At 65.9% G+C, this 24,757-nt stretch carries 21 protein-coding genes; 8 read left to right on the top strand and 13 right to left on the bottom strand.

Features of this window, described 5'->3' with window-relative positions:
* Positions 1 to 73: 73 nt before the first annotated feature.
* From PCK14_RS04995 to PCK14_RS04985, 3 genes are all read left to right on the top strand, one after another.
* Positions 74 to 922 (top strand): PHP domain-containing protein, encoded by an 849-nt coding sequence (locus PCK14_RS04995; RefSeq protein WP_269937374.1) that lies wholly within the window; start codon positions 74 to 76, stop codon positions 920 to 922.
* A gap of 396 nt (positions 923 to 1,318) precedes the next feature.
* Complete coding sequence (locus tag PCK14_RS04990; RefSeq protein WP_269937373.1) at positions 1,319 to 3,010, top strand: sodium:solute symporter family protein; 1,692 nt, start codon at positions 1,319 to 1,321, stop codon at positions 3,008 to 3,010.
* Positions 3,011 to 3,019: 9 nt separating this feature from the next.
* Positions 3,020 to 3,151, top strand: a complete 132-nt coding sequence (locus PCK14_RS04985) for a putative transporter small subunit (RefSeq protein ID WP_269937372.1) — start codon at positions 3,020 to 3,022, stop codon at positions 3,149 to 3,151.
* Between the two features lie 68 nt (positions 3,152 to 3,219).
* Here the strand turns inward: PCK14_RS04985 and PCK14_RS04980 are convergent, their stop codons facing one another.
* Together PCK14_RS04980 and PCK14_RS04975 are read right to left on the bottom strand one after the other, a co-directional pair.
* On the bottom strand, positions 3,220 to 4,860 hold the full coding sequence (locus PCK14_RS04980) for a DEAD/DEAH box helicase (protein WP_269937618.1): 1,641 nt from the start codon (positions 4,858 to 4,860) through the stop codon (positions 3,220 to 3,222).
* Positions 4,861 to 5,228: 368 nt separating this feature from the next.
* Entirely contained in the window at positions 5,229 to 6,749 is a 1,521-nt protein-coding gene (locus PCK14_RS04975) for an RNB domain-containing ribonuclease (RefSeq protein WP_269937371.1), read from the bottom strand.
* Between the two features lie 65 nt (positions 6,750 to 6,814).
* Between PCK14_RS04975 and PCK14_RS04970 the strand changes: the two genes are divergently transcribed.
* Positions 6,815 to 7,519: a ferritin-like fold-containing protein gene (locus PCK14_RS04970; protein WP_269937370.1), complete on the top strand. Its 705-nt coding sequence runs from the start codon at positions 6,815 to 6,817 to the stop codon at positions 7,517 to 7,519.
* A gap of 92 nt (positions 7,520 to 7,611) precedes the next feature.
* Here PCK14_RS04970 and PCK14_RS04965 read toward each other — a convergent pair whose 3' ends face one another.
* From PCK14_RS04965 to PCK14_RS04935, 7 genes are all read right to left on the bottom strand, one after another.
* Entirely contained in the window at positions 7,612 to 8,106 is a 495-nt protein-coding gene (locus tag PCK14_RS04965; protein ID WP_269937369.1) for an AAA family ATPase, read from the bottom strand.
* 70 nt (positions 8,107 to 8,176) lie between these two features.
* Entirely contained in the window at positions 8,177 to 10,192 is a 2,016-nt protein-coding gene (locus PCK14_RS04960; RefSeq protein WP_269937368.1) for an ABC1 kinase family protein, read from the bottom strand.
* 121 nt (positions 10,193 to 10,313) lie between these two features.
* Complete coding sequence (locus PCK14_RS04955) at positions 10,314 to 10,700, bottom strand: RidA family protein (RefSeq protein ID WP_269937367.1); 387 nt, start codon at positions 10,698 to 10,700, stop codon at positions 10,314 to 10,316.
* Between the two features lie 87 nt (positions 10,701 to 10,787).
* Positions 10,788 to 11,552: an amino acid ABC transporter ATP-binding protein gene (locus PCK14_RS04950; protein ID WP_269937366.1), complete on the bottom strand. Its 765-nt coding sequence runs from the start codon at positions 11,550 to 11,552 to the stop codon at positions 10,788 to 10,790.
* Complete coding sequence (locus tag PCK14_RS04945) at positions 11,549 to 12,481, bottom strand: amino acid ABC transporter permease (protein ID WP_269937365.1); 933 nt, start codon at positions 12,479 to 12,481, stop codon at positions 11,549 to 11,551. Before PCK14_RS04945 ends, PCK14_RS04950 begins: the two co-directional genes overlap by 4 nt.
* Before the next feature lie 12 nt (positions 12,482 to 12,493).
* Entirely contained in the window at positions 12,494 to 13,405 is a 912-nt protein-coding gene (locus PCK14_RS04940) for an ABC transporter substrate-binding protein (RefSeq protein WP_269937364.1), read from the bottom strand.
* A complete protein-coding gene (locus PCK14_RS04935) occupies positions 13,402 to 14,703 on the bottom strand; it encodes an alpha-hydroxy acid oxidase (RefSeq protein WP_269937363.1) in 1,302 nt (433 codons plus the stop codon). The genes PCK14_RS04940 and PCK14_RS04935 overlap by 4 nt, the downstream gene beginning before the upstream one ends.
* A 119-nt stretch (positions 14,704 to 14,822) precedes the next feature.
* Here PCK14_RS04935 and PCK14_RS04930 point away from each other — a divergent pair, with 119 nt between their 5' ends.
* Positions 14,823 to 16,469, top strand: coding sequence for a PucR family transcriptional regulator (locus tag PCK14_RS04930; protein WP_269937362.1), 1,647 nt, complete (start codon positions 14,823 to 14,825; stop codon positions 16,467 to 16,469).
* Here PCK14_RS04930 and PCK14_RS04925 read toward each other — a convergent pair.
* Positions 16,466 to 16,969 carry a winged helix-turn-helix transcriptional regulator gene (locus tag PCK14_RS04925; protein ID WP_269937361.1) on the bottom strand — a complete coding sequence of 168 codons (504 nt, stop codon included), beginning with the start codon at positions 16,967 to 16,969 and terminating at the stop codon, positions 16,466 to 16,468. The two genes, PCK14_RS04930 and PCK14_RS04925, sit on opposite strands and share 4 nt — an antisense overlap.
* A 57-nt stretch (positions 16,970 to 17,026) precedes the next feature.
* On the opposite strand from PCK14_RS04925, the gene PCK14_RS04920 reads away from it, so the two are divergent.
* Positions 17,027 to 18,448, top strand: a complete 1,422-nt coding sequence (locus PCK14_RS04920; RefSeq protein WP_269937360.1) for an MFS transporter — start codon at positions 17,027 to 17,029, stop codon at positions 18,446 to 18,448.
* Between the two features lie 73 nt (positions 18,449 to 18,521).
* Positions 18,522 to 19,934, top strand: coding sequence for an MFS transporter (locus PCK14_RS04915; protein ID WP_269937359.1), 1,413 nt, complete (start codon positions 18,522 to 18,524; stop codon positions 19,932 to 19,934).
* A gap of 27 nt (positions 19,935 to 19,961) precedes the next feature.
* Here the strand turns inward: PCK14_RS04915 and PCK14_RS04910 are convergent, their stop codons facing one another.
* Positions 19,962 to 21,212: an MFS transporter gene (locus tag PCK14_RS04910; RefSeq protein ID WP_269937358.1), complete on the bottom strand. Its 1,251-nt coding sequence runs from the start codon at positions 21,210 to 21,212 to the stop codon at positions 19,962 to 19,964.
* A gap of 131 nt (positions 21,213 to 21,343) precedes the next feature.
* Between PCK14_RS04910 and PCK14_RS04905 the strand changes: the two genes are divergently transcribed.
* Entirely contained in the window at positions 21,344 to 22,291 is a 948-nt protein-coding gene (locus PCK14_RS04905) for a LysR family transcriptional regulator (RefSeq protein WP_269937357.1), read from the top strand.
* A gap of 42 nt (positions 22,292 to 22,333) precedes the next feature.
* Here the strand turns inward: PCK14_RS04905 and purU are convergent, their stop codons facing one another.
* Entirely contained in the window at positions 22,334 to 23,239 is a 906-nt protein-coding gene (gene purU, locus PCK14_RS04900; RefSeq protein WP_269937356.1) for a formyltetrahydrofolate deformylase, read from the bottom strand.
* Entirely contained in the window at positions 23,236 to 24,714 is a 1,479-nt protein-coding gene (gene cycA, locus PCK14_RS04895) for a D-serine/D-alanine/glycine transporter (protein WP_269937355.1), read from the bottom strand. The genes purU and cycA overlap by 4 nt, the downstream gene beginning before the upstream one ends.
* Between the last annotated feature and the right edge of the window lie 43 nt (positions 24,715 to 24,757).

Genomic DNA, 24,757 nt, shown 5'->3' with positions numbered 1-24,757 from the left:
CAAAGGACGCAGGCCACAGCCCGGGTGGTGCGCCGCACGGCATGCGGGCATGCAACGGACGTAGGCTTGGGCTGTGAGGATCGATTTGCATGCGCATTCCAATATTTCCGACGGCACGCAGCCCCCGGCCGAGCTCGTGGCCGCCGCCGCGGCAGCACGCCTGGATGTCCTGGCGCTGACGGACCACGATTCCACCGACGGCTGGACGGAGGCGCTCGCCGCAGCCCGGGTGCACGGCGTTGGCCTGCTTCCCGGCATGGAAATTTCCTGCAAGACCAGGCAGGGCATCAGCGTCCACCTGCTGTGCTACCTCCATGACCCCGCCAACCCGGCGCTGTTGGAGGAGATCACCAGGGCCAAGGAAGCACGCATGACCCGTGCCGAGCGCATGGTGGAACGCCTCGCCGAGGACTACCCGCTGAACTGGGACGACGTCAGCGCGCACCTGGCCCCCGGCGCCACGGTAGGCCGGCCGCACATTGCCGATGCCCTGGTGGCCGCCGGGATCGTGGCTGACCGCAATGAGGCCTTTGCCGGCATCCTGACGTCGCGCTCGCGCTACTTTGTCAGCCACTACGCCGCAGATCCCGCGCTGGCCGTGGAGCTGGTCCGGGATGCCGGCGGGGTGCCCGTTTTTGCGCACCCCATGGCCTCGGCCCGGGGCCGGGTGGCGCCGCCGGAGGTCTTCCATGACATGGTCGACGCCGGTCTGCTGGGCCTGGAGGTCGACCACCGGGACAACCCGCCCGAGGGCCGTGCATGGCTGCGCAAATTTGCGCGGGACTGCGGGCTTTTCACCACGGGATCCTCTGACTTCCACGGGCGGGGCAAGCCCAACCTGCTGGGTGAAAACCTGACGGACCCCGCCGCACTGGAGAGCATCCTGGCCGCGGCATCGGGATCCGCCCCGTACCTGCCCTAGTCCCCGCGGACAAGCGGGGCGATGGTTGCACCATCGTTACCCTTGGGCGCCCTTAAAGTGCACAACTGTGCTTTTTTGGGCTGTTACAGTTGAAAGGAATGTTTGGTTCGCGCGGGCAACTGTTGCCTTTGCGAATTATCATGTCCCGTTGCCGGCTGAACGTCAGCCGTAGATTTTCCGGTAGTGAATTTTCGCTTGGATGCGAGTCACTTTGGGCCGCCACCGCAGATGCGTCTGCCTGGGTTTGGCGGCTGGTCCCGGACGGGAAAGTGCGCCTGCTACGGTCCGTCACCGGATTGCCTTATGCCCCGCGAGGGGCTCCTTGGGCCCTTTTGGGCGGCGCACGTCGAAGGGCGGCGGAATGCCGGTGAATTCCGCCCTAGCGAGAGGATACTGATGGTGCCGGATGGCGCAGGACTCCACCAGCTTGGAAGTTGGACTGTAATTGCATTGCTCGTGCTGTTTTATGGCGGCACACTGCTGATGACGGTGTTCATTGGCCGAAAGAATGAGAACGCCGACGGGTACATGACCGCCGGAAACAAGGTCGGGTTTGGCATCTCGGCCGGAAGCATGACCGCCACGTGGATCTGGGCATCGTCGATGTACGCATCGGACACCTCCGGCTACACCTACGGGATTTCCGGACCCATCCACTACGGCCTGTGGGGTGCCTTGATGATCCTGTTCATCTACCCCTTCGGCAAGCGCATCCGCGCCGTGGCACCCAAGGCCCACACCCTGGCGGAGGTCATATACGCCAGGCACGGCAAGTCCAGCCAGCTCATGCTGGCCGGCTCCAACCTCGTGGGCTCGATGGTCAGCATCACCTCCAACTTCATTGCAGGCGGCGCACTGATTGCGCTGCTCTCGCCCTTCAGCTTCACCCAGGGCATCGTGTTCATTGGCGGCGGGATCCTGCTGTACTCGCTGTGGTCCGGCTTCCGCGCCTCCGTGCTGACCGACGCCGCCCAGGTGTTTGCCATGCTGGGCGCCGTGGTCATCATCATCCCCGTGGTGTTCTTCGCCGCTGGCGGGCCCGACATGTTTGTCACGGGAGCTGCCAACCTGACCCCGCAGCAGTCCAACTTCTTCTCCTCCGACGCCTTCCTGAACCAGGGCGCCCCCTATATTGCCGCCGTGCTGGCCTACGCCATTGGCAACCAGACCATCGCGCAGCGGTTGTTTGCAGTGCGTGAGGACCTCATCAAGAAGACGTTTGTGACCGCCACCGTGGGCTACGGTGCCACCATCATCGGCATCGGCATGCTCGGTGTCATGGCCCTCTACGCCGGCGTTGCACCGCTGGACGGGGACACGAACAACCTCATTCCGCAGATGGCTGCGACCTACCTGAACCCCGTGCTGCTGGGCGTCTTCCTCATCATGATCATCGGGGCGCTGTCCTCAACGGCGGACTCCGATTTGTCCGCCATGTCCTCCATCATGATGGCGGATGTGTACGGCCAAAACATTGCCAAGCAGGGTAAGGCCAACCCCAAGACCATGCTGTTCATAGGCCGCATCACCATGGTGGTGGCCACCGGCGCGGGCCTGTACTTTGCCAGCGGCCGGCTGAACATCCTGGACCTGCTGGTGTTTGTCGGGGCGCTCTGGGGTGCCCTGGTGTTCCCCGTGATCGCCAGCTTCTACTGGCAGAAGGTCACCAACAAGGCGTTCACCGTCTCAGTCCTGGTGGCCCTGGCCATGTTCCTGCCCGTGCGCTTTGGCTGGATCTCCATGGCCGGGCCCGCCGGAATTGTGGTGGACGTGCTGTCCGTTGCCGGCATCGGTGTGGTCCTGGGCCTCATGGCGTTCGGCTTCTTCGGGCTGAAAGTGGCCAAGATCGTTGCCGTCGTGGCCATGGTTGCGGCGGCCCCGTTCGCGATCGGCTTCCTGCACGACTACGCGGTGCTCTCGGGCTCGCTCGTTGCCTATGCCGTGAGCACGATCGTTTGCTGGCTCATGTGCTTCCGCAACACCAAAACCTTTGACTTCAGCACCATCAAGGACCGCATCGGCGACTTTGACAACCGGGCAGAAGCCAACCACGGCACGCCCGAACCCCTTCTCGAAACGAAAGCGTAGGAACAAACCATGAGCGAATTTTGGCTGACTCTCTATGTCCTTGCCTGGCCCGTGATTGTTGCCGGCGTGCTGTACGTGCTCGGCAAGGCCTTCATCCAGGAGATCCTTGAGGCCAGGCGCGAGGGCCGCCCGCTGATTTAGCAGACCACAGGCGCAGACAAGAACAGACCCGCAGCCGAGGCTGCGGGTCTGTCGTTTAATGCGTGGGGTTACTCGCCCGTGGCCGTGCCCTCGCCGGTGCGGCGGCGGGTGCGCGTGCGGGTCCGGCGGGCCCGGGGCTCGCCGTCGGCGGCGGGAGCTGCTGCCGGTGCGGATTCTGCCGGTGCGGCACCCTCGGCGGCCGGACGACGGCGGCCGCGGCCACCCTCGCGCCGCTCGCCTGCGGCTGACTCGTCGCGGCGCTTCTCACCGTGGCGTGCGCCCGTGTGGCCGCCTCCGCGGTTTCCGCCGCGTGCACCCTCGCGGGCGCCGTCGCGGCCGCCGGATTCACGGCCACCTTCGCGGCCGCCGGTCTTGGGTGAGTTGCGCTTGCCGGTCTCGCCCAGGTCCTCCAGGACCTCGGCATCGATGCCGGCGTGCGTGCGCTTGTCGCGGGGCAGGCGGCCCTTGGTGCCCTCGGGGATGTCCAGGTCCGTGTACAGGTGCGGCGAGGAGGAGTAGGTCTCGATGGGCTCGGGCACGTTCAGGCCCAGGGCCTTGTTGACCAGCGCCCAGCGGGGCATGTCGTCCCAGTCCACGAAGGTCACGGCGGTGCCCTTGTTGCCGGCGCGGCCCGTGCGGCCCACGCGGTGCAGGTAAATCTTCTCGTCCTCAACGCACTGGTAGTTCACCACGTGCGTGACGTCGTCCACGTCGATGCCGCGGGCGGCAACGTCGGTGGCAACCAGGACGTCGACCTTGTTGTTGCGGAAGGCGCGCAGCGCCTGCTCGCGGGCGCCCTGGCCGAGGTCGCCGTGGATGGCGGCGGCGGCGAAGCCGCGGTCAACCAGTTCCTCTGCAACCTTGGCTGCGGTGCGCTTGGTCTTGGTGAAGATGATGGAGCGGCCGCGGTCCTTGGCCTGCAGGATGCGCGCCAGCACCTCGATCTTGTCCAGGTTGTGGGCCCGGTAGATGAGCTGGCGGATGTCGCGCTTGGTCAGGCCCTCGTCGTCGGGATCGGCGGCGCGGATGTGCGTGGGCTGGGTCATGTAGCGGCGGGCCATGGCCACAACCGGGCCGGGCATGGTGGCCGAGAACAGCAGCGTCTGGCGCACGGCGGGGGTGCCGGCAATGAGGGTTTCAACGTCGGGCAGGAAGCCCAGGTCCAGCATTTCGTCGGCCTCATCGAGGATGACCATGCGCACGCTCTTGAGGTTCAGGTGGCGCTGCTTGAGCAGGTCGATCAGGCGCCCGGGGGTGCCCACAACCAGCTCGACGCCGTTCTGCAGGGCCTCGACCTGGGGCTCGTACGCGCGGCCGCCGTAGATCGTGGCGATGCGGATGCCGCGGTGCTTGGAGGCGGTGGTGAGGTCGCCGGCGACCTGCACGGCCAGCTCGCGCGTGGGCACGATGACCATGGCCTGCGGCGCGCCCGGGGTGGCCAGCTTCTCGAAGCCCTCATCCTTGGGGGACACGATGCGGTTCAGCGCCGGGATGCCGAAGCCGAGCGTCTTGCCCGTTCCGGTCTTGGCCTGGCCGATGATGTCATGGCCGGTCAGGGCGATGGGCAGCGTCATGGCCTGGATGGGGAAGGGGTGGATGATGCCGGCCTCGGTCAGCGAGGACACAATCTCGTGGTGCACGCCGAAGCTGGCGAACGTTTCCTTCTCCTCATGGTGGGCAGGCTCCGTGCTGGTGAGCGTGCCGTCGATCTCAACGTTGTCGTTGCTGTCTTCCGCCTGAAGGAGGGTGTCTGTCTCAATGCTCAAATGAATACCATTCAATTCGTCTATACAGGTGCCGGCTGCCGGGCTCAACGCGGGCTGTGGGCCTCACGGAACCGCAGGACGGCGGCACAATCTTGGGGAAGCCGATCGCGGGCTAACAAAAACGTGCCCTCCCGCGGCCAGAGTGGCAGGTGCGGAAGGAGCTGGAAAGACGCGCGCAGGGGCGGGTTTGTTGAATCAAAACTATTTTCAACGACCGGGCATCCATGTCTACATGCCCAGTCTAGCGCCACGGCGCCGGAAATCGGCTGTCGGCGGGCATGTGGCGGAGCTGCCGGATGCCCGCCCTGGCGTTAATTGTCCGTTTGGACGGGGGCGGTGCCGTTCTCGGGGCTTGTGCCGGGCGCCTGGGCGGAAGGAACAAACCTGAGCGTGCGGGTGGCAATGTCCGCTGCGGCCAGCGTCACCTTGACCACTGTGCCGGGCTGCAGGTCCCCGTCGCAGTATGCAGTGACGGCCGGGACGGCGATCTGGATGGAGCTGCGTGCGGTGGCGGACTTGGAATTGTGGCCGTTCTTCTTGGGCCCGGCAAGCACGACGGCGTCAAACTCGCCTCCCACCTGGTGGCGCAGCAGCGCAGCCTCCACGGTGTCGATGGCGGCGCGGTCCACCTTGGACGCGAGCTGGTTGGAGGCGGCCATGATTTCGGGCAGCTCATCGAGGGCCTCGACCGCCCACGCCGGCGCGGGCTCCCCGGCACACAGTGCGGCGCAGATGGCCAGCACAAAGCGGTCAACGAGCCGCCGCAGCGGGGCAGTGGTGTGGGCGTAGGGTGCGGCAACCGCGGCCTGGATGACCTGTTCCGGCACCGTCCCGTTGAAGGGGGTGTAGCCGGCGCCGCGGAACAAGGTGGCGGCGGCGTGCATGAGTGCCAGGTGCTTGGGGTCGGCTGTGTCCAGGGTGCGCAGGTATTCCCCGTAGGCCATCTCGGTGCCCCACGGCTTGCCCATGGCCACGGTCTGCAGCCGGAACGCGGCAATGGACTCCGCGTCGGGGACCGGCATGGTGCGCAGGATCCCCACCTTTCCCTCAATCATGACCTGGGCCGCGGCCATGCCGGTGAGCAGGGAGATCTGCGCGTTCCAGTCCTCGATGGGCAGGTTGGGCCGGAACTCCAGCACATACCGGCCGTCCACATACTCCACTTCCTGGGCCGGCACATTCAGGCTGGCCCCGCCGCGGGCACGCTCCAGCGCGATGCGCTTTGTCCCGATCTCGGCCAGCAGCGCAAGGGTGCCGGCGAAGGCGGCAGGTGCGTTCCCGGCGTCGTGCATCTCCTGCGCCTGGGCATAGCCGAGCTTGGCAACGCTGCGCACCGTGGCCCGGCGGACGCTGCAGGAGGTCTGCGAGCCGTCGGCGGCCAGGTGGATTTCCCAGACGTAGGCGGAGCGGGGGTCATCGGCGAACAGGCTCGCGGCGCCCTCGCTCAGCGGCGTGGGGTGCAGCGGAATGCGCTGGCCGGGCGTGTAGATGGTCTGGCCGCGGCGGCGGGTCTCGGCGTCGAGCGGGCCGCCGGCGGGGACAAAGGAGGGGACGTCGGCTATGGCGTAGTGGACCACGTAGCCGTCGCCGCTGCGCTCCAGGTGCATGGCCTGGTCCAGGTCCTGCGAGGTGGGCGGGTCAATGGTGATGAACGGCAGCGCGGTCAGGTCCGGGGCGGGCAGCTTGTGGCCGGCAATGACGGAATCAACTTCCGCCAGCACCTCCGGGGCAAAACCGTCGGGCAGCTTGAACTCAACCCCCAGGGCGTCGAGTGCTTGGGCGAGGGACCTCTGCGCGGCGCTGCTTTTGACGCCAATATGGGAGTACGGCACGGTTTCAGCGTAAACGATCCTCGCGGGGGAGCAAGGGCGGCGCGGCACGGACTACCCTTGAACCCATGAGTATTTCCGCGGCCGGGCCCGATGATTCCGTTTCAGCCGGCGAGCTGAGTGCCCGCTACGACAAGTTTGTGGTTGACCTGCTGGGCGGCATTGCCTATGGGGAACTCTCCGCCTTTGAGCACCTGGCCACGGATGCGCGGCATTCGCCGTCGCTGGCGGACCGGGCCGTGCTGGGAAAAATGGCCGTGGCCGAGTACGGGCACTATGAGGCCATGTGCGCCAAGCTGGCGGAGATGGGCATGGACCCGGAGCTGGCCATGGCCCCGTACCAGCGCATGGTGGATGCCTTCCATGACAGGACCCGTCCGGCGGACTGGCACGAATCCCTCATGAAGGCGTACGTGGTGGAGGCCATCACCGAGGAGTTTTACGCCGCCATTGCCGAGCACCTGGATGAGTCCACCCGTGAGGCCATTGCCCGGGTGCGCACCAGCGATGAGCAGGTGGCCGTGCTGACCAAGCTGCTGAAGAAGATGCTGGCCGAGGACCCGCGGCTCTCCTCGCGGCTGGCCCTGTGGGGGCGGCGCCTGGTGGGGGAGGCCCTGACCCAGGTGCAGCGCATCGGTGCCAAGCACAGCTTCCTGGTGGGGCTGCGCCCCGACGCCACGCAGGAGCAGGCCGCGGCGGACGTGGCGGCCATCCTGGTCACACTGACCCGCAACCACTCCAGGCGCATGAGCCAGCTGGGGCTGACCGCTTAGTTTTTGCCTCGAGTTTGAAAAGGGACGGCGTTTGCGCAAAGGGCGGGTGGTGGAACACCCGCTTTAAGCGCAAACGCCGTCCCTTTTCACAGCTAGGCGCCCCGGACGTCCGCCAGGATGCGCTCCACCGTGGCAGCCAGGCTTTCCCCGGCCGTGATCCGCTGCTCCGTGATCCCTTCAAGCGGGTCCCAGCCGTGGTACCAGGACCGCATTTCCTTTTCGCCGAAGTCGGCCTGCTTGTGCGGGCGCGTGGCGTGGCGGCGGAGCGTTTCTTCCAGCGTGAGGTCCCAGGCGTAAAACAGGCTGCGGCCGGAATGCCCCGCACTCAGTGCCTCGAAACAGCCGCTGTACTTCCGGGCGTTGAACATGCCGTCCATGACAACGCTCCGCCCGTGCCGCAGGGCCAGCGCCGCCGACTGTTCAATGAACTCGACCGTCAACGGTGAGTAGTTGCCACTCTCGCCCAGCACCGTGCGGCGGAAGTAGTCCTGCTCAATCCACACCGCCCCGAGCTCCCGCTGCAACGCGCGTGCCACTGTGCTCTTGCCGGAGCCGGAGTTCCCGCGCACCACGATGAGGGTGGACATGCCTCCATCCAAGCACTTTCCGGGAGTGGATGAAGGGGCAGGGCCACAATTGGGCGCCGAGCCCCTGCGGTCAGTCGTCGGCGGTGCGCTTGAACACCAGCATGAGGGCGCGCATGCCCAGCACAAATCCGCCGAACAGCAGCACGAAGCCAAAGAAGCCGTAGAGGTGGATGTCCCCCGTCAGCAGCGGCCCCTCGTTGCTGGTGATCAGCATGATGGCGCCCAGCACGGCCGAGCCGGCCAGCACCGCCACAATGAGCTGCTGGAACAGCCCCGTGAGGAAGCGCCTGTCCGAGGCATGGGCAAGGACGCGCACGTTCATGGAAAAGCGGCCGTGTTCCAGGTCGTCGGTGATTTTGTTGATGCGCCGCGGGAGGCGGTTGACCAGCGGCAGCAGCTGCATCATGCGCTGCTCAAATTCGTCCTTGATGCTGCCGAACTTCAGCTTGCCGTCCACGAGCCGGGCACCTTCGCTGCGCGCGGCGGCGACCAGGTCCATGTCCGGATCGATCACCATGAGGGTTCCCTCGACGGCGGCCAGGGCCCGCAACGCTGCCCCGATCTGGGCCGGGACGGCGAACTTGTGCGCAATGACCAGGGCAAACAAGTCGCCAAACATCCGCTGGCTGCCGCCCGGGCCAAAACCTGTCCGGAAGCGCGTGAGCAACTGGCCCAGCGAACGCTCCAGCGTGCGCTCATCCAGGTCCGCCGGCCGGTCGAGCAGCTCGATCAGGGCATCGGTGGCCCCGGCGGCGTCGTTCTTGTCGATGGCGTAGAGCATCATGCCCAGCGCCGTCTGGGTGGCTGGGTCCAGCCGGCCCACCGAGCCAAAGTCCAGCAGCCCCAGCGACCCGTCGGGGGTGATGAAGATGTTGCCGGCGTGCAGGTCGGCGTGGAAGACGCCGTCGGAAATGATTTGTTCCAGCGTGGCCCCCAGCAGGGTTTCGGCCAGGGCGCTGCGCTCGCCGGCCGACATGCCCGTGAGCAGCGCGCCGGCGGAGCTGACGGGGCGCCCCGGCAGCCTGTCCATGACCAGGAGGCGTTCGCTGGACAGCTCCCGGTGCGCGTGCGGGACCTTGACGGCGAACTTTCCGTTCCGTTGCAGCGAGTGCTCAATGCTGCGCATGTTGTCCAGCTCAACCCTGTAGTCGAGCTCCTCCGCCAGCGATTCGGCGAAGCCGCGCGCCAGTTCAAGGACGCCCAGGGACTTGCCCCACGGCGTGGTCTTGTTCAGCCAGCTGGCCAGGCGCAGGATGATGTCGGTGTCGAGGGTGACCTGGTCCAGCGCGCCGGGGCGCTGGACCTTCAGGACCACGTCGGAGCCGTCCAGCAGGGTGGCCTGGTGGACCTGCGCCACGGACGCTGCCGCCAGCGGCACCGGGTTGACGGTGCTGAACACCTCGGCCAGGGGCCGGCCCAGGCTTCCCTCGATGGCCGCCTCGATGGATGCCCACGGTTCAGGGGAAGCGTTGCTTTGCAGCTGTTCCAGTTCGCGGATGAAAACATCCGGAAGGAGGTCGCGCCGGGTGGAGAGCATCTGCCCCATCTTGATGAACGTGACGCCGGCTTCATTGAGCGCATTGCGCAGCGCCCGGGCAGTCTTGGCGTCCTGGCCGAAGCCGTCGTCGCGGCCAAAGCCGCGCAGCCGCGAACCGAGTCCGTGCCGCACGGCGATGGACGTGACCTCGGCGTAGCGCCGGCCGCGCCGCCGCCGCGCCTTCCATCCTGTGAACAGCTGGCCGGGGCTGGGCAGGGAACCGGTGGGAAAAGCCGCCTCGAAGAACACCAGTGCGCCCACGCCCAGGGCAAAGGTCCAGCACAGGGCCAGGACCAGCAGGAGCAGCGCCACGCCGGCGGTGACATTGAAGCCGTTGGGGTTTCGGCCGGTGCCCGCCAGGAACAGGTATTGGATGGTCAGCCCCATGGCGGCGCTCATGACGAAGCCGACGGCGATCGAGCGTGGCCATCCGACGGGCACACCCACCACGCGCCGGACCACAGTGGCGGCAAGCCACGACTGCAGGGCCAAGAACAGCAGGCTGGCAATGGCCAGCAGGATGACCAGGACTACATCCAGAAAGCCCATCAGGACAGGCTCCTGCCGGCATTGCCACAGACTGCGTTCACTTCGGCTCCCAACGTGCGGCGGATTGTGGTTTCACCTTATCCGCGCGGGGTGGGCGTGCGCCGCAATGACGCCACGGGTGCTACGGGCTCGGGATGACGGCCACGGCGTCGATCTCCACCAGGAAGTCGCCCAGGTGGGAGCCCACAGTGGTCCGGGCAGGGTAGGGAGCGGTGACGAATTCCTTGTAGGTGGCATTGAAGCCGTCAAAATCCCGGGCCGGGTCCTGCAGGTGCACGGTTGCCTTGACCACGTGGGAAAAGTCGAGCCCGTGGGCGCCCAGCACGGCGGCCAGGTTTTCCATGGCCGCGCGGGTCTGCTCCTCGATGGTGTGCCCCACTGTCTGGTCCGTGACGGGGTGGTGCGGCGTCTGGCCGGCCGTGAAGAGGAAGCCGTTGGCGGCGACGGCCTGGGAGTAGGGGCCGGCCGGGACAGGTGCCTTGTCGGTGGTGACTTGTGTGCGGAGCATGGAGTTTTTCCTTCAATGTTCGACGGCGGCTACGGTCCGGCCGCGCTGTTGCTTGGGTGTGCCTGCCGGCAGTGGCAGGAACCAGGGTTACAAAACCTTGGAGAGGAATGCCCTGGTGCGCTCGTGCTGCGGCGCGTCCAGGACGTTCTCCGGCGGGCCGCTTTCCACCACAACTCCCATGTCCATGAAGATGACCTGGTCGGCCACCTGCCGGGCGAAGGCCAGCTCGTGGGTCACAACCACCATGGTCATGCCCTCGGCCGCGAGGTCCTTCATGACCTCCAGGACCTCCCCGACGTTCTCGGGGTCAAGGGCCGAGGTGGGCTCGTCAAAGAGCATCAGCTTGGGCTTCATGGCCAGGGCCCGGGCAATGGCGATGCGCTGCTGCTGCCCGCCGGAGAGGTCCTGGGGGTAGGAGTGGCCGCGGTCGCCCAGGCCAACCCTGTCCAGCAGGACCTGGGCCTCGGCGATGACTTCCTTTTTGGGCCGGCCCAGCACATGGACGGGCGCCTCGATGACGTTTTCCATGACTGTCATGTGCGGGAAGAGGTTGAATCGCTGGAACACCATGCCCGCGGTGAGGCGGGACTTGGCGGTCTGGCTTTCCTTCTTCTCGTACAGGCGGCCGTTGCGTTCGGTGTAGCCCACCAGCTGCTGGTCCACGTAGAGGCGGCCGGCGTCGATCTTTTCCAGGTGGTTGATGCAGCGCAGGAACGTGGTCTTGCCGGAGCCGGACGGGCCGATCAGGCAGGTAACCGTGCCTTGCTCAATTTTCAGGTCAATGCCCTTGAGGATTTCAATGGCCGCGAAGTTCTTGCGAACGCCCTGGGCCTCCACCATTGCTGTGCTCATGATGCTTTCCTTCTCTTGGGCCGGCGAACCAGGCGGGTTGCTGTGTCAAAGCCGCGCCCGTAGCGCCGCTCGAGCTTGTTTTGGAAGTAGCTCAGGACGGTGGTCATGAGCAGGTACCAGAGGCTGGCCACAATGAGCAGCGGGATGGTCTGGTAGTTGAACGAGTAGATGATCTGGGCCGAGTACAGCAGATCGGAGATGGCCAGGACGCTGACCAGCGAGGTGCCCTTGAGCATCGAGATGACCTGGTTGCCGGTGGGCGGCAGGACCACCCGCATGGCCTGCGGCAGCACCACGCGCATCATCAGCTTGCTGCGGTTCATGCCCAGGGCGCGGGCGGCGTCGTACTGGCCCTTGTCCACTGAACTGATGCCGCTGCGGATGATCTCCGCCATGTAGGCCGCCTCGTTCAGGGCCAGGCCCAGGAGTGCGGCGCCGAGCGGGGAGATGAGGACGTTGGCCGAGCCGATGACAACTGAGGGTCCGCCAAACGGCAGCCCCAGCGCAATCACCGGGTAGAGGGCCGCAATGTTGTACCAAAAGATCAGCTGGACCAGCAGGGGGGTGCCGCGGAAGAACCAGATGTAGGCGCGGCTCAGCGTCTTCAGGATGGGGTTGGTGGACAGGCGCATGGTGGCCAGCACCGTGCCCAGCAGGATGCCCACAGTCATGGAGACCACAGTGAGCATGAGGGTCAGCCCGGCGCCGGTCATGATCTCCGGGGAGAACAGGTAGGAGAACACCACGTCCCAGTGGTAGCGCTCGTTGGTGGCCACGTCCAGGGCCGCGCTTGCGGCGATCAGGATCAGGACAACGGCCAGGGCGTTGCGGACGGGGTGGCGCAGGGGCACCACCGGGACAGAATCACCGGAAGCCTGCGTGGGTTCCAGCGGAAGGCTGGCTGTGGATGGGAATTGTTGTTGCTGCATGGTGTTCACCTCCTATTGGGCGAAGTTGACGCGGGGATCGGTGAGGGCGCTGCTTTGCAGGCCGTACTTTTTCAGGACTTGCTTGTAGGAATCGCTGTTGACGATGTCCACCATGGCGGCGGAGACGGACTTGACCAGGCCCGACTCGATGGGCAGGCCCACCCCAACGGGTGTGAAGTCGTACTGGGAGGAAATCTCGATCGCCGGGTTGGCCTTGGCGGCGAAGTCCAGGATGGGGGAGTCGGCCAGCACCGCGTCCAGGCGTCCGCTGGTCAGGGCGGAAATGGCCTGCCGGGTGTCCTGGAACTCGCTGTCCGCAATGGGCTGCTTGCCTTCCGAGACGCATTTCTCGTTGGCGGCCGGCACGTTGGCGGTGAGCTGGTAGGAGCCGATCAACAGGCCCACCTTCTTCCCGCACAACTCGGCCTCCTCGGTGATGGCTTGGGGGTTGCCCTTGCCCACGGCGATTGAGTTGCCCATCTGCAGGTAGTCCACAAAGTCCAGGACCTTCATCCGGTTCTCGGTGGGCGTCATGGAGGACACCGTCATGTCGTAGCGCCCGGCGGCCATGCCCGGAATGATCGAATCAAAGTTGGTGACCTTGATGTCCACCTTCACGCCCAGCGCCTGGCCAATCAGCCGGGCAATGTCCGGGTTGCTGCCCGTCATTTCACGGGTGCCCTCCTTGTAAAACTGGGTGGGTGGCTCATTGGTGGGGATGGCCACTGTCAGCACCCCGGAATCCTTGATGGACTTGGGCAGCTGGGCCACGGCGGCCTGGTTCACGGCCATGGCCTGAACACCGGCGCCGAGTTCGGCCACGCCGTCGCTCGCCGTGGGGCTTCCGCACGCTGCGAGCGAGATCAGCAATCCTGCGGAAAGTGCGACGGCGGCTGCCTTGCCCCTGGCTGTCGGGGCGCTCATCTGGGGGTTCCCAGATCTGCAAGGGAGCGCTGCAGCTCGTTGCTGTCCGCCGTGCGGGTGGGGACAAACAGTTCGCTGCGGTGGCGGATGAGCTCGCGACCGCCTTCCTTCAATTCGGCGATGGTGCTGACGCCCAGCAGGGCCATGGTGCGGCGCATTTCAGCCTTGAACAGCTTGAGCACGTGGGCAACGCCGGCTTCCCCGGCTGCGGAGAGGCCGTAGAGGTAGGGGCGGCCGATGGCGCAGGAGTCGGCACCCAGGGCCAGGGCCTTGATGACGTCGGAGCCGCGGCGGATGCCGCCGTCCACAATGATTTCCATGCGCCCGTCGACGGCCGCAACCATCTCCGGAAGGACGTCCATGGGGGAGGCCATGTGGTCCAGCTGGCGGCCGCCGTGGTTGCTGACCTGGATGGCGTCGAAGCCCATACCGGCCGCAATGGCGGCGTCCTTGGGGCTGACACAGCCCTTGAGAATGATGGGTCCGTTCCAGCGGGCGCGGATTTCCGCCAGGTCGCTCCAGTCGGTGGGTTCGTAGGCGCCGGCCAGCAGCGTGCGCCACATGTCAGGGGTGCTGGTGAGCGGGCCCGTGGGAACTTCCGCGTCGAGGTTGGGGAAGGCAATGGCGTCGCTGGTGATGAAGCCCAGGGCCCAGCGGGGGCGCAATGCGCCTTCAAAAACGGTCTTGGGCTTGATGGACGGCGGTGCCGTGAAGCCGTTGCGGTAGTCGCGCTCGCGGTGGCCGATGTCCCGGCAGTCGATGTTGACAATGAGTGCCTCGTAGCCGGCATTGGACACACGGTCCAGGACTGCCTGGAGCATGGCCGGATCGTTGGTGGGTTCCATGTTGAACCAGCGGCGCAGCCCGGGGGTGGCTTCGGAAACTGCCTCCATGGTGGTGGTGCTCAGGTGAGCCAGGCCGTAGGGCACCCCTGCGGCACGTGCTGCCCGGGCCGCGGCGATCTCGCCCTGCGGGTGGAAGAGGCGGGTTCCGCCGGTGGGGGAGAGCCAGAGCGGCATGGACGCGGGGCCGCCCAGGATGGTGGTTTCCAGGCTGAGGTTTTCCACCGAGCCCCACTTGGGCATAAAGGAGAAGTCATTGAAGGACTCGATGTTGCGGCGCATGGACGCCTCGTCCTCGCCGCCGCCCTCAATGTAGTCAAAAATGCTCTTGGGCAGGGCCTTGGCGGCCATCTTCTGCATGTCGCCCACGCTGTAGCAGCGCCGGTCCAGCCGCTCGGCCGTTGAGCGGGCCGGGCCTTGTACCGAGGCCAGCGCCTTGATGTCCTTGAATTTCATGTGCTGCCTTCTCTGCTGCCGGGTGAACTTCCTTAGCTTCAATGGTGATCCAGATCTCATGCGATCTACATGTGAATATTCACAAAGTATCCAAATTCTTCTTGTGATAACGTCCAAGCATGAATGGTGCGAGGAACGATTCCACTGCGGCGGAACGGCAGCCGGGCATTGTGAGCCTGATTGACTGCATCCAGCTCATGCAGGCAGACCTGGTTCAGGTTGGCACGGATCCGGAGGGCCTGCGGCACCAGGTCACGGGCGTGCTGATGCACGACCCCCTGGACCTGTTGGCCGATGTGGGGAACTGCATGGTCCTGGCCATCGGCATGGCCGTGGAATCCCCGGAGTTTGCTGCCCTGCTGGAGAAGGCCTCACGCGCCAACGCCGCCGCCGTGATCGTCAAGGCCCACGGGGCGTCGATGGAGAATGTGCGTGCCATTGCCTCCGGGCACGCGGTGGCCGTCCTCCTGGCGCCGGACTCCACCGACTGGACCCGGCTCGTGGCGCTGGCCCGGGCCTCGGTGGGCGGCGCCGGTGCCGACTTCGTTTCGGGTGTCCGGTTGGGTGACCTGTATGCGTTCGCCAACGCCGCCGCGTCCATCACCAACGGCGCCGTCAGCATTGTGGATCCGCTGGGCAGGGTGCTGGGCTACTCAACCCTCCCCGGCCAGCCGATCGATGAACTCCGCCGTGTCACCACCCTTTCGCTGGAGGAAACCACGGCCCCGGCTTTCGACGCCGACTTCAAGCGGGTCTACGACTCCGCCCGTTCCGTCCTCATCCCCGCAACAGGGCAGGAATTGGCCAGGCTGGCGCTCGCCGTCCGGGCCGGGGATGAGTTGCTGGGCTCCATCTGGATCATTAACCCCGGAGAAGGATTGCGGGAGATGGCCATGCAGGCCCTGGACCGGATGGCGGCCCTGGCCGGGCTGCACATGCTCCATGCGCGTTCTGCCCTTGACTTTGGCGAGCGCCGCAACGGCGACTTGATCCGAACCCTCATGGACGACACCGCGCACGCCTCGTTTGCTGCGGCCCAGCTGGGGCTCGATGCCGCCAAGGGGCTGGCCGTGGCGGCGTTTTCAATCGTCAGGCCCAAGACCGGCAACCTGGAATCCATCCAGGAACTCCAGAAGCTGTTGCACCTGGTCACCACTGTGTGCAGCGTCCAGTTCAACAGCAGCCACAGCGCCGTCATTGATTCGGTGGTTTACGCCCTGCTGCCCTGCGAGGGAACCTCGCCCAGGTCGGTGCACAGGCGGGTGGTTGCCGAGATAGCAGCCTACGGGCGGACCATCAGCGCCTTCCCCCTCATGGCCGCCGTGGGTGGGATCGCCCTCACCGTGGAGGAGCTGCCCGGCTCCAGGGCCGAGGCGCTGGCGACGTTGCGGCAGCTTCTGCGCCGGCAGTCCGCGCAAGGTGGCGGGAGCCCCGCCGTCGGACTTGTCGAGGACCATCGGATCCCGCTGAACCTGCTGAAGATAGCTGCGTTCATGCAGGAGAATGGCCTGGCTGGCGACGATGACATTGCGGCAATCCAGGCACGCGACGCCGCATCGCAGGGAGAATACCTGGACACGCTGCGGGCGTATTTGGAATGCAACGGCAGCATTTCCGCCATGGCCGCGCGCCTGCATGTGCACAACAACACCGTCCGCTACCGTATCTCCAGGCTCACCGGCGACCTCGGGATTGACCTGGATGATCCGCAGCGGCGGCTGTGGCTGTGGCTTCGGCTGGCCACGCTGGATTTGGCCGGCAATTAGCCGGGCTGGGCCACGGTTTCGGTGAGGGGCCGCGGCAGATGGTCGTCATAGGTGGGCCGGATCCATGAAACATTGCCGGCCGTCAAGGCCGCGCCACAGGCACTGCAGGCCTCGCCGCTGTTGCTTTCGGCACCGCAGCGCCGGCACACGATGGTGAGCCGGCGGGCGTGGCCCTCGCTGGGTGTGTGCTTCTCGGCCCACAGCGTGTAGGCATGCAGGATGGGCAAGGCATCCGCGCCGGCCTGCGTGGGGAGGTATTCGTACCGCGTCCGGCCGCCATCCTGGTAGGGGGAACGGGCCGCCAGCCCGGTCTCGACCATGTACTTCAGCCGCTTGGCGAGGATGTTGTCAGCGGCCTCGACCTGCTCCCGGATCTTCTCGAAGCGGTGCACACCGGAGACCAGTTCCCGGAGGATCAGCAGCACCCATGGGTCGCCGAGCGCATCGATGCCGCGGGCAATGGGGCAGGGCCTTTCGGACCAGTCGGAACGCAGAACCATGGGTCTTCCCTTCACATCTGGCTTGCTTGAGGCAAGCCATGAATCTATTCTAATGCCATGGCTAACTTTTCTAAAGCAAGTTTGAATGCCCGCCGGTGGCTGCTTGCGGCCGCACTGGCTGCCAGTGTGCTGGCCTCATTGGACCTGTTCGTGGTCAACCTTGCTTTCGCCTCCATCAGCGCGAGTTTTCCCACGGCCACCCCGCAGACCATGTCGTGGATTCTCAATGCCTACGGCATCACCTTTGCCGCACTGCTGGTCCCGGCAGGGCGGCTCGCCGACCGGTTTGGGGCGTTGCGCCTGTTCCGCGCCGGCCTGGGACTCTTCACGCTCGGCTCGCTCCTGGCTGCACTTGCCCCGGGCATCGGGTTGCTGATCTTCTCCCGGGGCATGCAGGGCCTGGGGGCGGCCATGGTGGTGCCCACGAGCCTGGCGCTGCTGCTGGCCCGGCACCCGCGCGGGCAGCACAAGCGGATGGTGTCCCTCTGGGGCGCCAGCGGCTCTGTTGCGGCAGCTGCCGGGCCGGTGCTCGGCGGCCTGCTCTCGGAGCATGACTGGCGGTGGATCTTCCTGGTCAATGTTCCCCTGGCAGCTTTTGCGCTGCTCTCCACGAGACGGGTCGAGAAAGACCGGCCTGTCGCCTCCAAGACACCGGACCTGCTGGGGGTGGCCCTGCTCGCGCTGGGGATTGGGGCCCTGGTGACGGCGCTGTCCTACGCCTCCGACTGGGGCATGTCCAGCCCGTGGCTGTGGTTTGCGGTTGCCGTGAGCGGCGGGGCGGCCGCCTGGTTCATCCGCAGGTGCCGGGTGCACGACGCCCCGGCAATGGACCTGGGGGTCTTCCGGGAACGCACATTCAGCGTGGCAGCGTTGGGCATGGCCGGGTTCTATGTTGGCTTTGCCGTCATGCTGCTGGGCGGAAGCTTGTTCCTCACCCATGTCCAGGGGTGGAGCCCCACCGTGGCGGGTCTGGGTTTCGCGGTGGGGCCCGGGACGGCAGTGGTGGCAGCCCTCGCCGCGGGCCGGACCTCCCTGGCGCCGCGATGGCTGGCCGCCCTGGGCGGGGCCTTCTTCGTTGCGGGCGGCACGCTGTGGTACTTCCTGCTGGACGGGCAATCCCCCTATTTTCCCGTCTTCTTCGTGGGCCTGATCCTGACCGGCGCCGGGGCGGGAATCGCGCAGACGGGGTTTCTCTCCGCAGGGGTGGGTGGGTTGCATGCGGAGTTCTACGCGGCCGGAACCGGGGCGCTGAACACCTCGCGGCAGATTGGCAGCGCCCTGGGCGTGGCAGTGCTGATCGTCCTGACCGGCGCCGGGACCGACGGCTCCAGCTACCAGGCCGCCTGGCTGGTCATGGCATGCGCCGGATTCGCCGGGACGCTGTCGGCGCTGCTCATGCGGCCCCGGCCGGGCCGCCGGGAGGGCGTTGAAAACGCCGGGACGGCTGCGGACGTGCGGCCCGCCACCATGGCCCATTGACCTGCATTGCGCAGCGTTGCGCCGCCTGCGTCACGTCGCGGGATTCAGGGCCCTGCGGCACTAGGCTTGCTCCGTGGCATTGAGAAGCACGACGACGACCGGCAACAGTTCCTTCAGCCGCGCCCTGGCGTTGTTGGTGGCCGGGACATATTTCATGGAGATCCTGGACGGCACCATCATTGCCACGGCAGCCCCCGGAATCGCCGCGGACCTGCAGGTGCGCCCCGTGGACATCAACCTGGCCATGACGGCATACCTGATCACCCTGGCCGTGGGCATCCCCATCAGCGGCTGGCTGGCCGAACGCTTCGGCGCACGACGCGTTTTCACCGCCGCCATTGCCCTGTTCACCCTGGCCTCCCTGCTCTGTGCCTTCAGTCCCAACCTGGCCGTGCTGTGCGTGGCCCGGACGCTGCAGGGCCTGGGCGGGGCCATGATGGTTCCGGTGGGGCGGCTTGTGGTGCTGCGCGATGCCGACCGCAAGGAGTTCCTGGACGCCATCGCCTACCTGACCTGGCCGGCGCTCATCGCCCCGGTCCTGGCGCCGGTGCTGGGCGGGCTCTTTGTCACCTACGCGAGCTGGCACTGGATCTTCCTCATCAACGTCCCGCTGGGCATCGTGGCCTTCATTGTTGCCCTGAGAGTTGTTCCGGACATCCGCGCCCGCAAGGTGCCGCCGCCGGACTGGACGGGCTTTGCACTGTGCGGGACGGCGCTTGCCGCCCTGGTGGTCGGCATGGAATTGGTGGGTTCGGCACCCACGCCCTGGACCGCCGTCGTGCTGTGGCTGCTGCTCGCCGCGGTGGCCTCGGCAGCCGCGCTGTGGTGGTTCAAACGCGCGCTGCACCCGCTGCTGGACCTTCGGGCGCTGCGCATCCCCACGTTCCTGGTGGGCAACGCCGGTGGCGCGCTGTACCGGCTGGTCATCAACGCAGTTCCGTTCCTGCTGCCCCTGATGTTCATGGTGGGCTTCGGCTGGAGCGCCTTCCACGCCGGAATCATGACCATGTTTGTGTTTGCCGGGAACGTGCTGATCAAGCCGGCCACATCTCCCATGATCCGGCGGCTGGGTTTCAGGACGGTGCTGCTGCTGAGCAACATTGGCGGCGCCGTGGTCCTCGCCGCCTGTGCCTTCCTGACGCCCGCCACGCCGGCGGTCGTGATGGCGGTGGTGCTGTTTGCCAGCGGGGTTTTGCGCTCCATCGGCTTCAGTGCCTACAACACGCTGCAATTCGTGGACGTGCCCAAGGCCCGCATGGTCGGTGCCAACACGCTGTCGTCCACCATTTCCCAGGCAGCCACGGGCCTTGGCGTCGCAGTGGGCGCCCTGATCCTGCGCGCGGCTGAGGGGCTGCTGCCTGCGGAGGCCGCGCCGCAGTCCGGCTATCAGTGGACGTTTGGCGTGCTCGCGGCCCTCATGCTCTACCCCGTCATTGAGGCCGCCCTGATGCACCGCGCTGCAGGCGACGAGGCCAGGGCACGATAGCGGCTCCCTCTGGGCGTGAACGGCCGCTCAGTGCGTTGGATATTTCCCCGGGAGCATCGCGATGGCAATTGCCGCGGCCAGGGCAGCCAGCACGGCCAGTGCGCCGGCCATGGTGCCCCAGCCGAAATGCTGGAAAACCAGTCCGGCGCCCCACCCGATGAGACTGGACCCGGCGTAGTAGCTGAGGTTGTACAGCGAGGATGCCTGGGCCCGGCCAGTGCTGGCCAGCGAACCGGTCCAGCCGGAGGCGGTGCTGTGGGCACCGAAGAAGCCGGCCGTGAACAGGACCAGCCCGGCCAGGATCAACGCCACCGGTGCTGCGAGCGTCAGGGCAAGGCCGGCCGCCATGACTCCCGTGGAGGCGAGCAGCACTGTGCGCTTTCCCCAACGGGCCGCCAGCCCCGCCACGATGCGCGAGGACACCGTTCCGGCCAGGTAGGCCAAAAACAGCAACGCCACGGCGGACGCCGGAAACAGGTACGGGGGAGCCTCGAGCCGGAAACCGAGGTAGTTGTAGACGCTGACAAAGCAGCCCATGAGCAGGAACGCCTGTGCGTACAGCGCCAGCAGGGGGCCGCTGCGAAACTGCGGGCCCAACCGGCCCAGCACGGCGCCAAATCCTTCCCCGGACACCGCCACAAAACCGCGCGGCCGCGGCGCCAGCAGCAGGAAGAAAACTGCCGCAACGGCTGCGCTCAGCGACACGGCCAAGGTGCCCATGCGCCAGCCCGCCAGGTCCGCCACGGGGCCGGCCAGCAGGCGGCCGAACAGCCCGCCCAGCGTGGTCCCGGCGACGTAGGCGCCGGCGGCAGCCCCGGCATGCCGCGGGCTGACTTCCTCCGTGAGATAGGCGATGGCCAGTGCCGGAATTCCGCCCAGTGCCGCACCTTCCAGGAACCGAAGTGCCAGAAGGATCTCAAAAGTGGGGGCCGCCGGGACCAACAGGCCAAACACCGTGGCGAGGATGACCGCGAGCCCCATGGTGCGCACCCGGCCCCAACGGTCAGAGGCAAAGGACCATGGCAGGACAGCGACGGCCAGGCCCACCGTTGCCACCGACACTGTCAGGGAGGCCTGCGCCGCAGTGACGCCCAGCTCCCGTGAGACCAGCGGCAGCAGGCCCTGGAGCGAATACAACTGGGCAAAGGTGGCCACCCCGGCGCAGGCCAACGCGGCCAGCAGCCGGCGGTAGCCCGGGGTGCCCGGCCGGTGGCCCGCCCATGAGCTGTCCGGTGCATGCCCAGCCGCACCCGCTGGTGCGAGTTTTGCGGGGTTCACAGTGTTTCCTGGTCCATGTCAATCACAGATCCAACCGTAGAACCAGCAAAACAATGCGTCTAATGCATTGAAATTGGTTTATTTATCCATTTTTGGATGAAATGCGGGTGGTGCCCATGGTTCCATGAGACATGGACAATGAGAACCGCGATCTGGCCAAACTGCTGCCGGTCCTGCCCATGCTCGTTGAGCTGGGGGCCAGCCGCCATGTGACAGCGACGGCCGAGGCGCTGGGGATTCCACAGTCCACCGTGAGCCGGACATTGGCACGCGCGTCAGAAGTTGTGGGCACGCCACTGGTCCTGCGCAAAGGGAGGGGCGTTGAATTGACGCCGGCTGCGCTGGCCCTGATCCCGCGGGCGGCGGAGGCCATGGAAACGCTCCGCGATGGACTGGCCCAGGCGCGGGAGCAATCCGGGAAGCAGTTTGGCCGCGTCCAGGTGGCCTTCCAGCACACCTTCGGCGAGGTGGCCCTGCCGGTGCTGATACGGGCTTTTACCCAAATCCATCCGGGCGTTGCGTTCGACCTGCAGCAGGGGAGCCGGGCCCATTGCCTGGATTTGCTGGCCACCGGATCTGCCGACCTGGCCCTCGTGGCTCCGCCTCCTGCCCCCACCCGGACAACGGGGTCCGAGGTGCTGTATTCGGAGCCGTTGAAGTTGGTGGTTTCCAACGGACACCCGCTGGCGGGTTCAAGCGGGGTACGGCTCGACGCCGTTCGGGACGAGCCTTTCATCATGCTGGAACCCGGCTACGGCATGCACTCCATCGTTGAGTCCCTGTGCCGGCGCGCGGGCTTCCGGCCGCGGGTGGCCTTCCAGGGCCAAGATCTGCACACAGTTCGTGGACTGGTCGCGGCGGGATTGGGCATTGCCTTGGCGCCGCCGGAAAGGTTTGCTGCCCAGGCCAGCCCCGGTGGCGGTTTGGGCTGGTGTGAGGTGGAGATTCTTTGGCCCAGCGCGCAGCGGGACGTGGGGCTTGTCTGGCGGAACCGTGCGGATGCGCCAGCTCCGGCCACCCGATTCAGGGACATGGTCCTGGACGAAGGCCGGGAACTGCTGCAGATGGCACGGCGGTGACCCGCGGCTTGTGTCCCAATCCACTGCTGGATTGGGACACAACTAGCGCAGGACCACCGTCCGGTTCCCCGACAGGATGATTCGGCCCTCGGCATGCCAACGCACGGCATTGGTGAGGGCCTTGCACTCCGCATCCTTGCCAACAGCCACCAGGCCCTCAGGGCTGTAGCTGTGGTCCACGTCGATGACCTGCTGGGCGATGATGGGTCCCTCGTCCAGTTCGGCATTGACGTAGTGGGCCGTGGCACCCACAGTCTTCACTCCACGGTCGTAGGCCTGGTGATACGGCTTGGCGCCCTTGAAACTTGGCAGGAAGGAATGGTGGATGTTGATGGCCCGTCCCGACAGAACGGAGGTGAGGTTGTCGCTGAGAACTTGCATGTAGCGTGCCAGCACAACCAGTTCAACCTTGTACCCCTCCACCAGCGCCAGCAACTCGGCCTCGGCGGCCGGCTTGGTTTCGGGTGTTACGGGAATGTGGTGGAACGGAATGCCGTGCCAGTCAACCAGGTCCTTGTGGGTCTGGTGATTGGACACAACGGCAACGATCTCCACCGGCAATTCACCGGTCCGGGCGCGGAAAAGCAGGTCGTTGAGGCAGTGGCCAAACTTCGAGACCATGACCAAGATTCGTTCCTTGCGGTCCTGCGGTTCAAGACGCCACGTCATGCCCCATTGCCGGGCCACCGGCTCGAATTCCTGCCGGAGGTCTTCATGGCTTGGCCCACCCGCGCTGGCCATGAAATGAACTCTCATGAAGAAGTGCCGCACCAACTGGTCACCGAACTGCTTGATGTCAACGATGAAGCAATCGTGGTTCAGCAGGAACTGCGCCACGGCGTGCACGATCCCCGGGGATTCGGCGCAATCGAGGGTCAGGATGAATGCCTCGCCCTCTTGGGGATTCGCGGGGTCAATGGCCGACGGCGTCAGCGGACCGGTGTTCATTTCCCGGCCGAGCGTTCGGGCCCGGGGGCTACCTGCGTGGCAACCCGCTCAGAGTCAAGGTCTTCCTTGAACTTCGCGTAGCGGGCCCGGTGGCTGGGGGTCTTGCCCACCAGGTACCAAACCACCGCAAGGGCAATGAACCAGATGGGTGTCACCAGCAGGGCGATCAAGGTGTCAGGCTGCGTAGTCAAGGCCCAGAGCACAAAGGCAAAGAAGGCGAAGACAACGTAGACCATGGGGATGCCGCCAGGCATCTTGAACTTTGAGGACTCATGCAATTCCGGGCGGCGCCGGCGGAAGGCCAGGTAGCTGGCCAGGATGATGGACCAGACGAAGACAAAGCAGACCGCGGACACGGTGGTGACCATTTCAAAGGCCTTGCTGACGTCCTCGCCGACGTACAGCAACACGATGCTGGACAGGAGCAGGACGCAGGAAAGGAACAGCGCATTGTTGGGGACCTTGCGCCTGGACAGCTTGCCGAAACGGCTGGGCGCATCGCCTTCCTTGGCCAGGCCGTAGACCATGCGGGAGGTGGAGTAGATGCCGGAGTTGGCCGATGACATGGCCGAGGTGAGCACCACGAGGTTGATGATGGTGGCGGCGGCGCCGAGGCCGGCCAGGGAGAACATGGCGATGAAGGGGCTCTTGCCCGCCTCGAACTGGGTCCAGGGGATCACCGACATCAGGATGATCAACGCACCTACATAGAAGAGCAGAACGCGGACAGGGATGGAGTTGATGGCCTTGGGGAGGTTCTTCTCCGGGTCCTTGGCCTCTGCGGCGGTGGTGCCGACCAATTCAATGCCAACGAAGGCAAAAACGGCAATCTGGAATCCGGCAACAAAACCCATGAATTCATTGGGGAAGAATCCGCCGTGGCTCCACAGGTTGGTGAAACTTGCCGTGCCGAAGTCGGACTGGAAACGGCTCAGGATCATGAACAAGCCCACGAATATGAGGGCGGCAATGGCGATGATCTTGATGAGGGCGAACCAGAATTCCGTCTCGCCAAATGCCTTCACTGTGGTCAGGTTCAGCACCAGCAAGATGCCGATGGTGACCAGGCCGGGGACCCACAGGGGGATTCCCGGCCACAGCACATCCGAATACGCGGCGATGGCAATGACATCTGCAATGCCGGTGATGACCCAGCAGAACCAATACGTCCAGCCTGTGAAGAATCCGGCCCAGGGGCCCAGCAGGTCCGCGGCGAAGTCGCTGAAGGATTTGTAGTGGAGATTGCTCAGGAGCAGTTCTCCCATGGCCCGCATGACGAAGAACAGCATGAATCCGATGATCATGTACACAAAAATCACGGAAGGGCCGGCTGCGGAGATGGTTTTTCCGGACCCCATGAACAGGCCGGTTCCGATGGCACCGCCGATGGCGATGAGCTGGATGTGCCTGTTGCTCAGTTGCCGCTCAAGATGGGGCTCGGCATCGGGTGAGGTGATCGATGGGTGGGTGGTCAAAGGAAGGCCCTTCGTTCAGGTGGCAGGGTGCACCACGAAGATT

Origin of the sequence: Arthrobacter sp. HY1533, from assembly GCF_027568515.1 — a bacterium.
Classification (GTDB): Bacteria; Actinomycetota; Actinomycetes; order Actinomycetales; family Micrococcaceae; genus Specibacter.
This window is presented reverse-complemented; position numbering and strand designations above follow the sequence as displayed.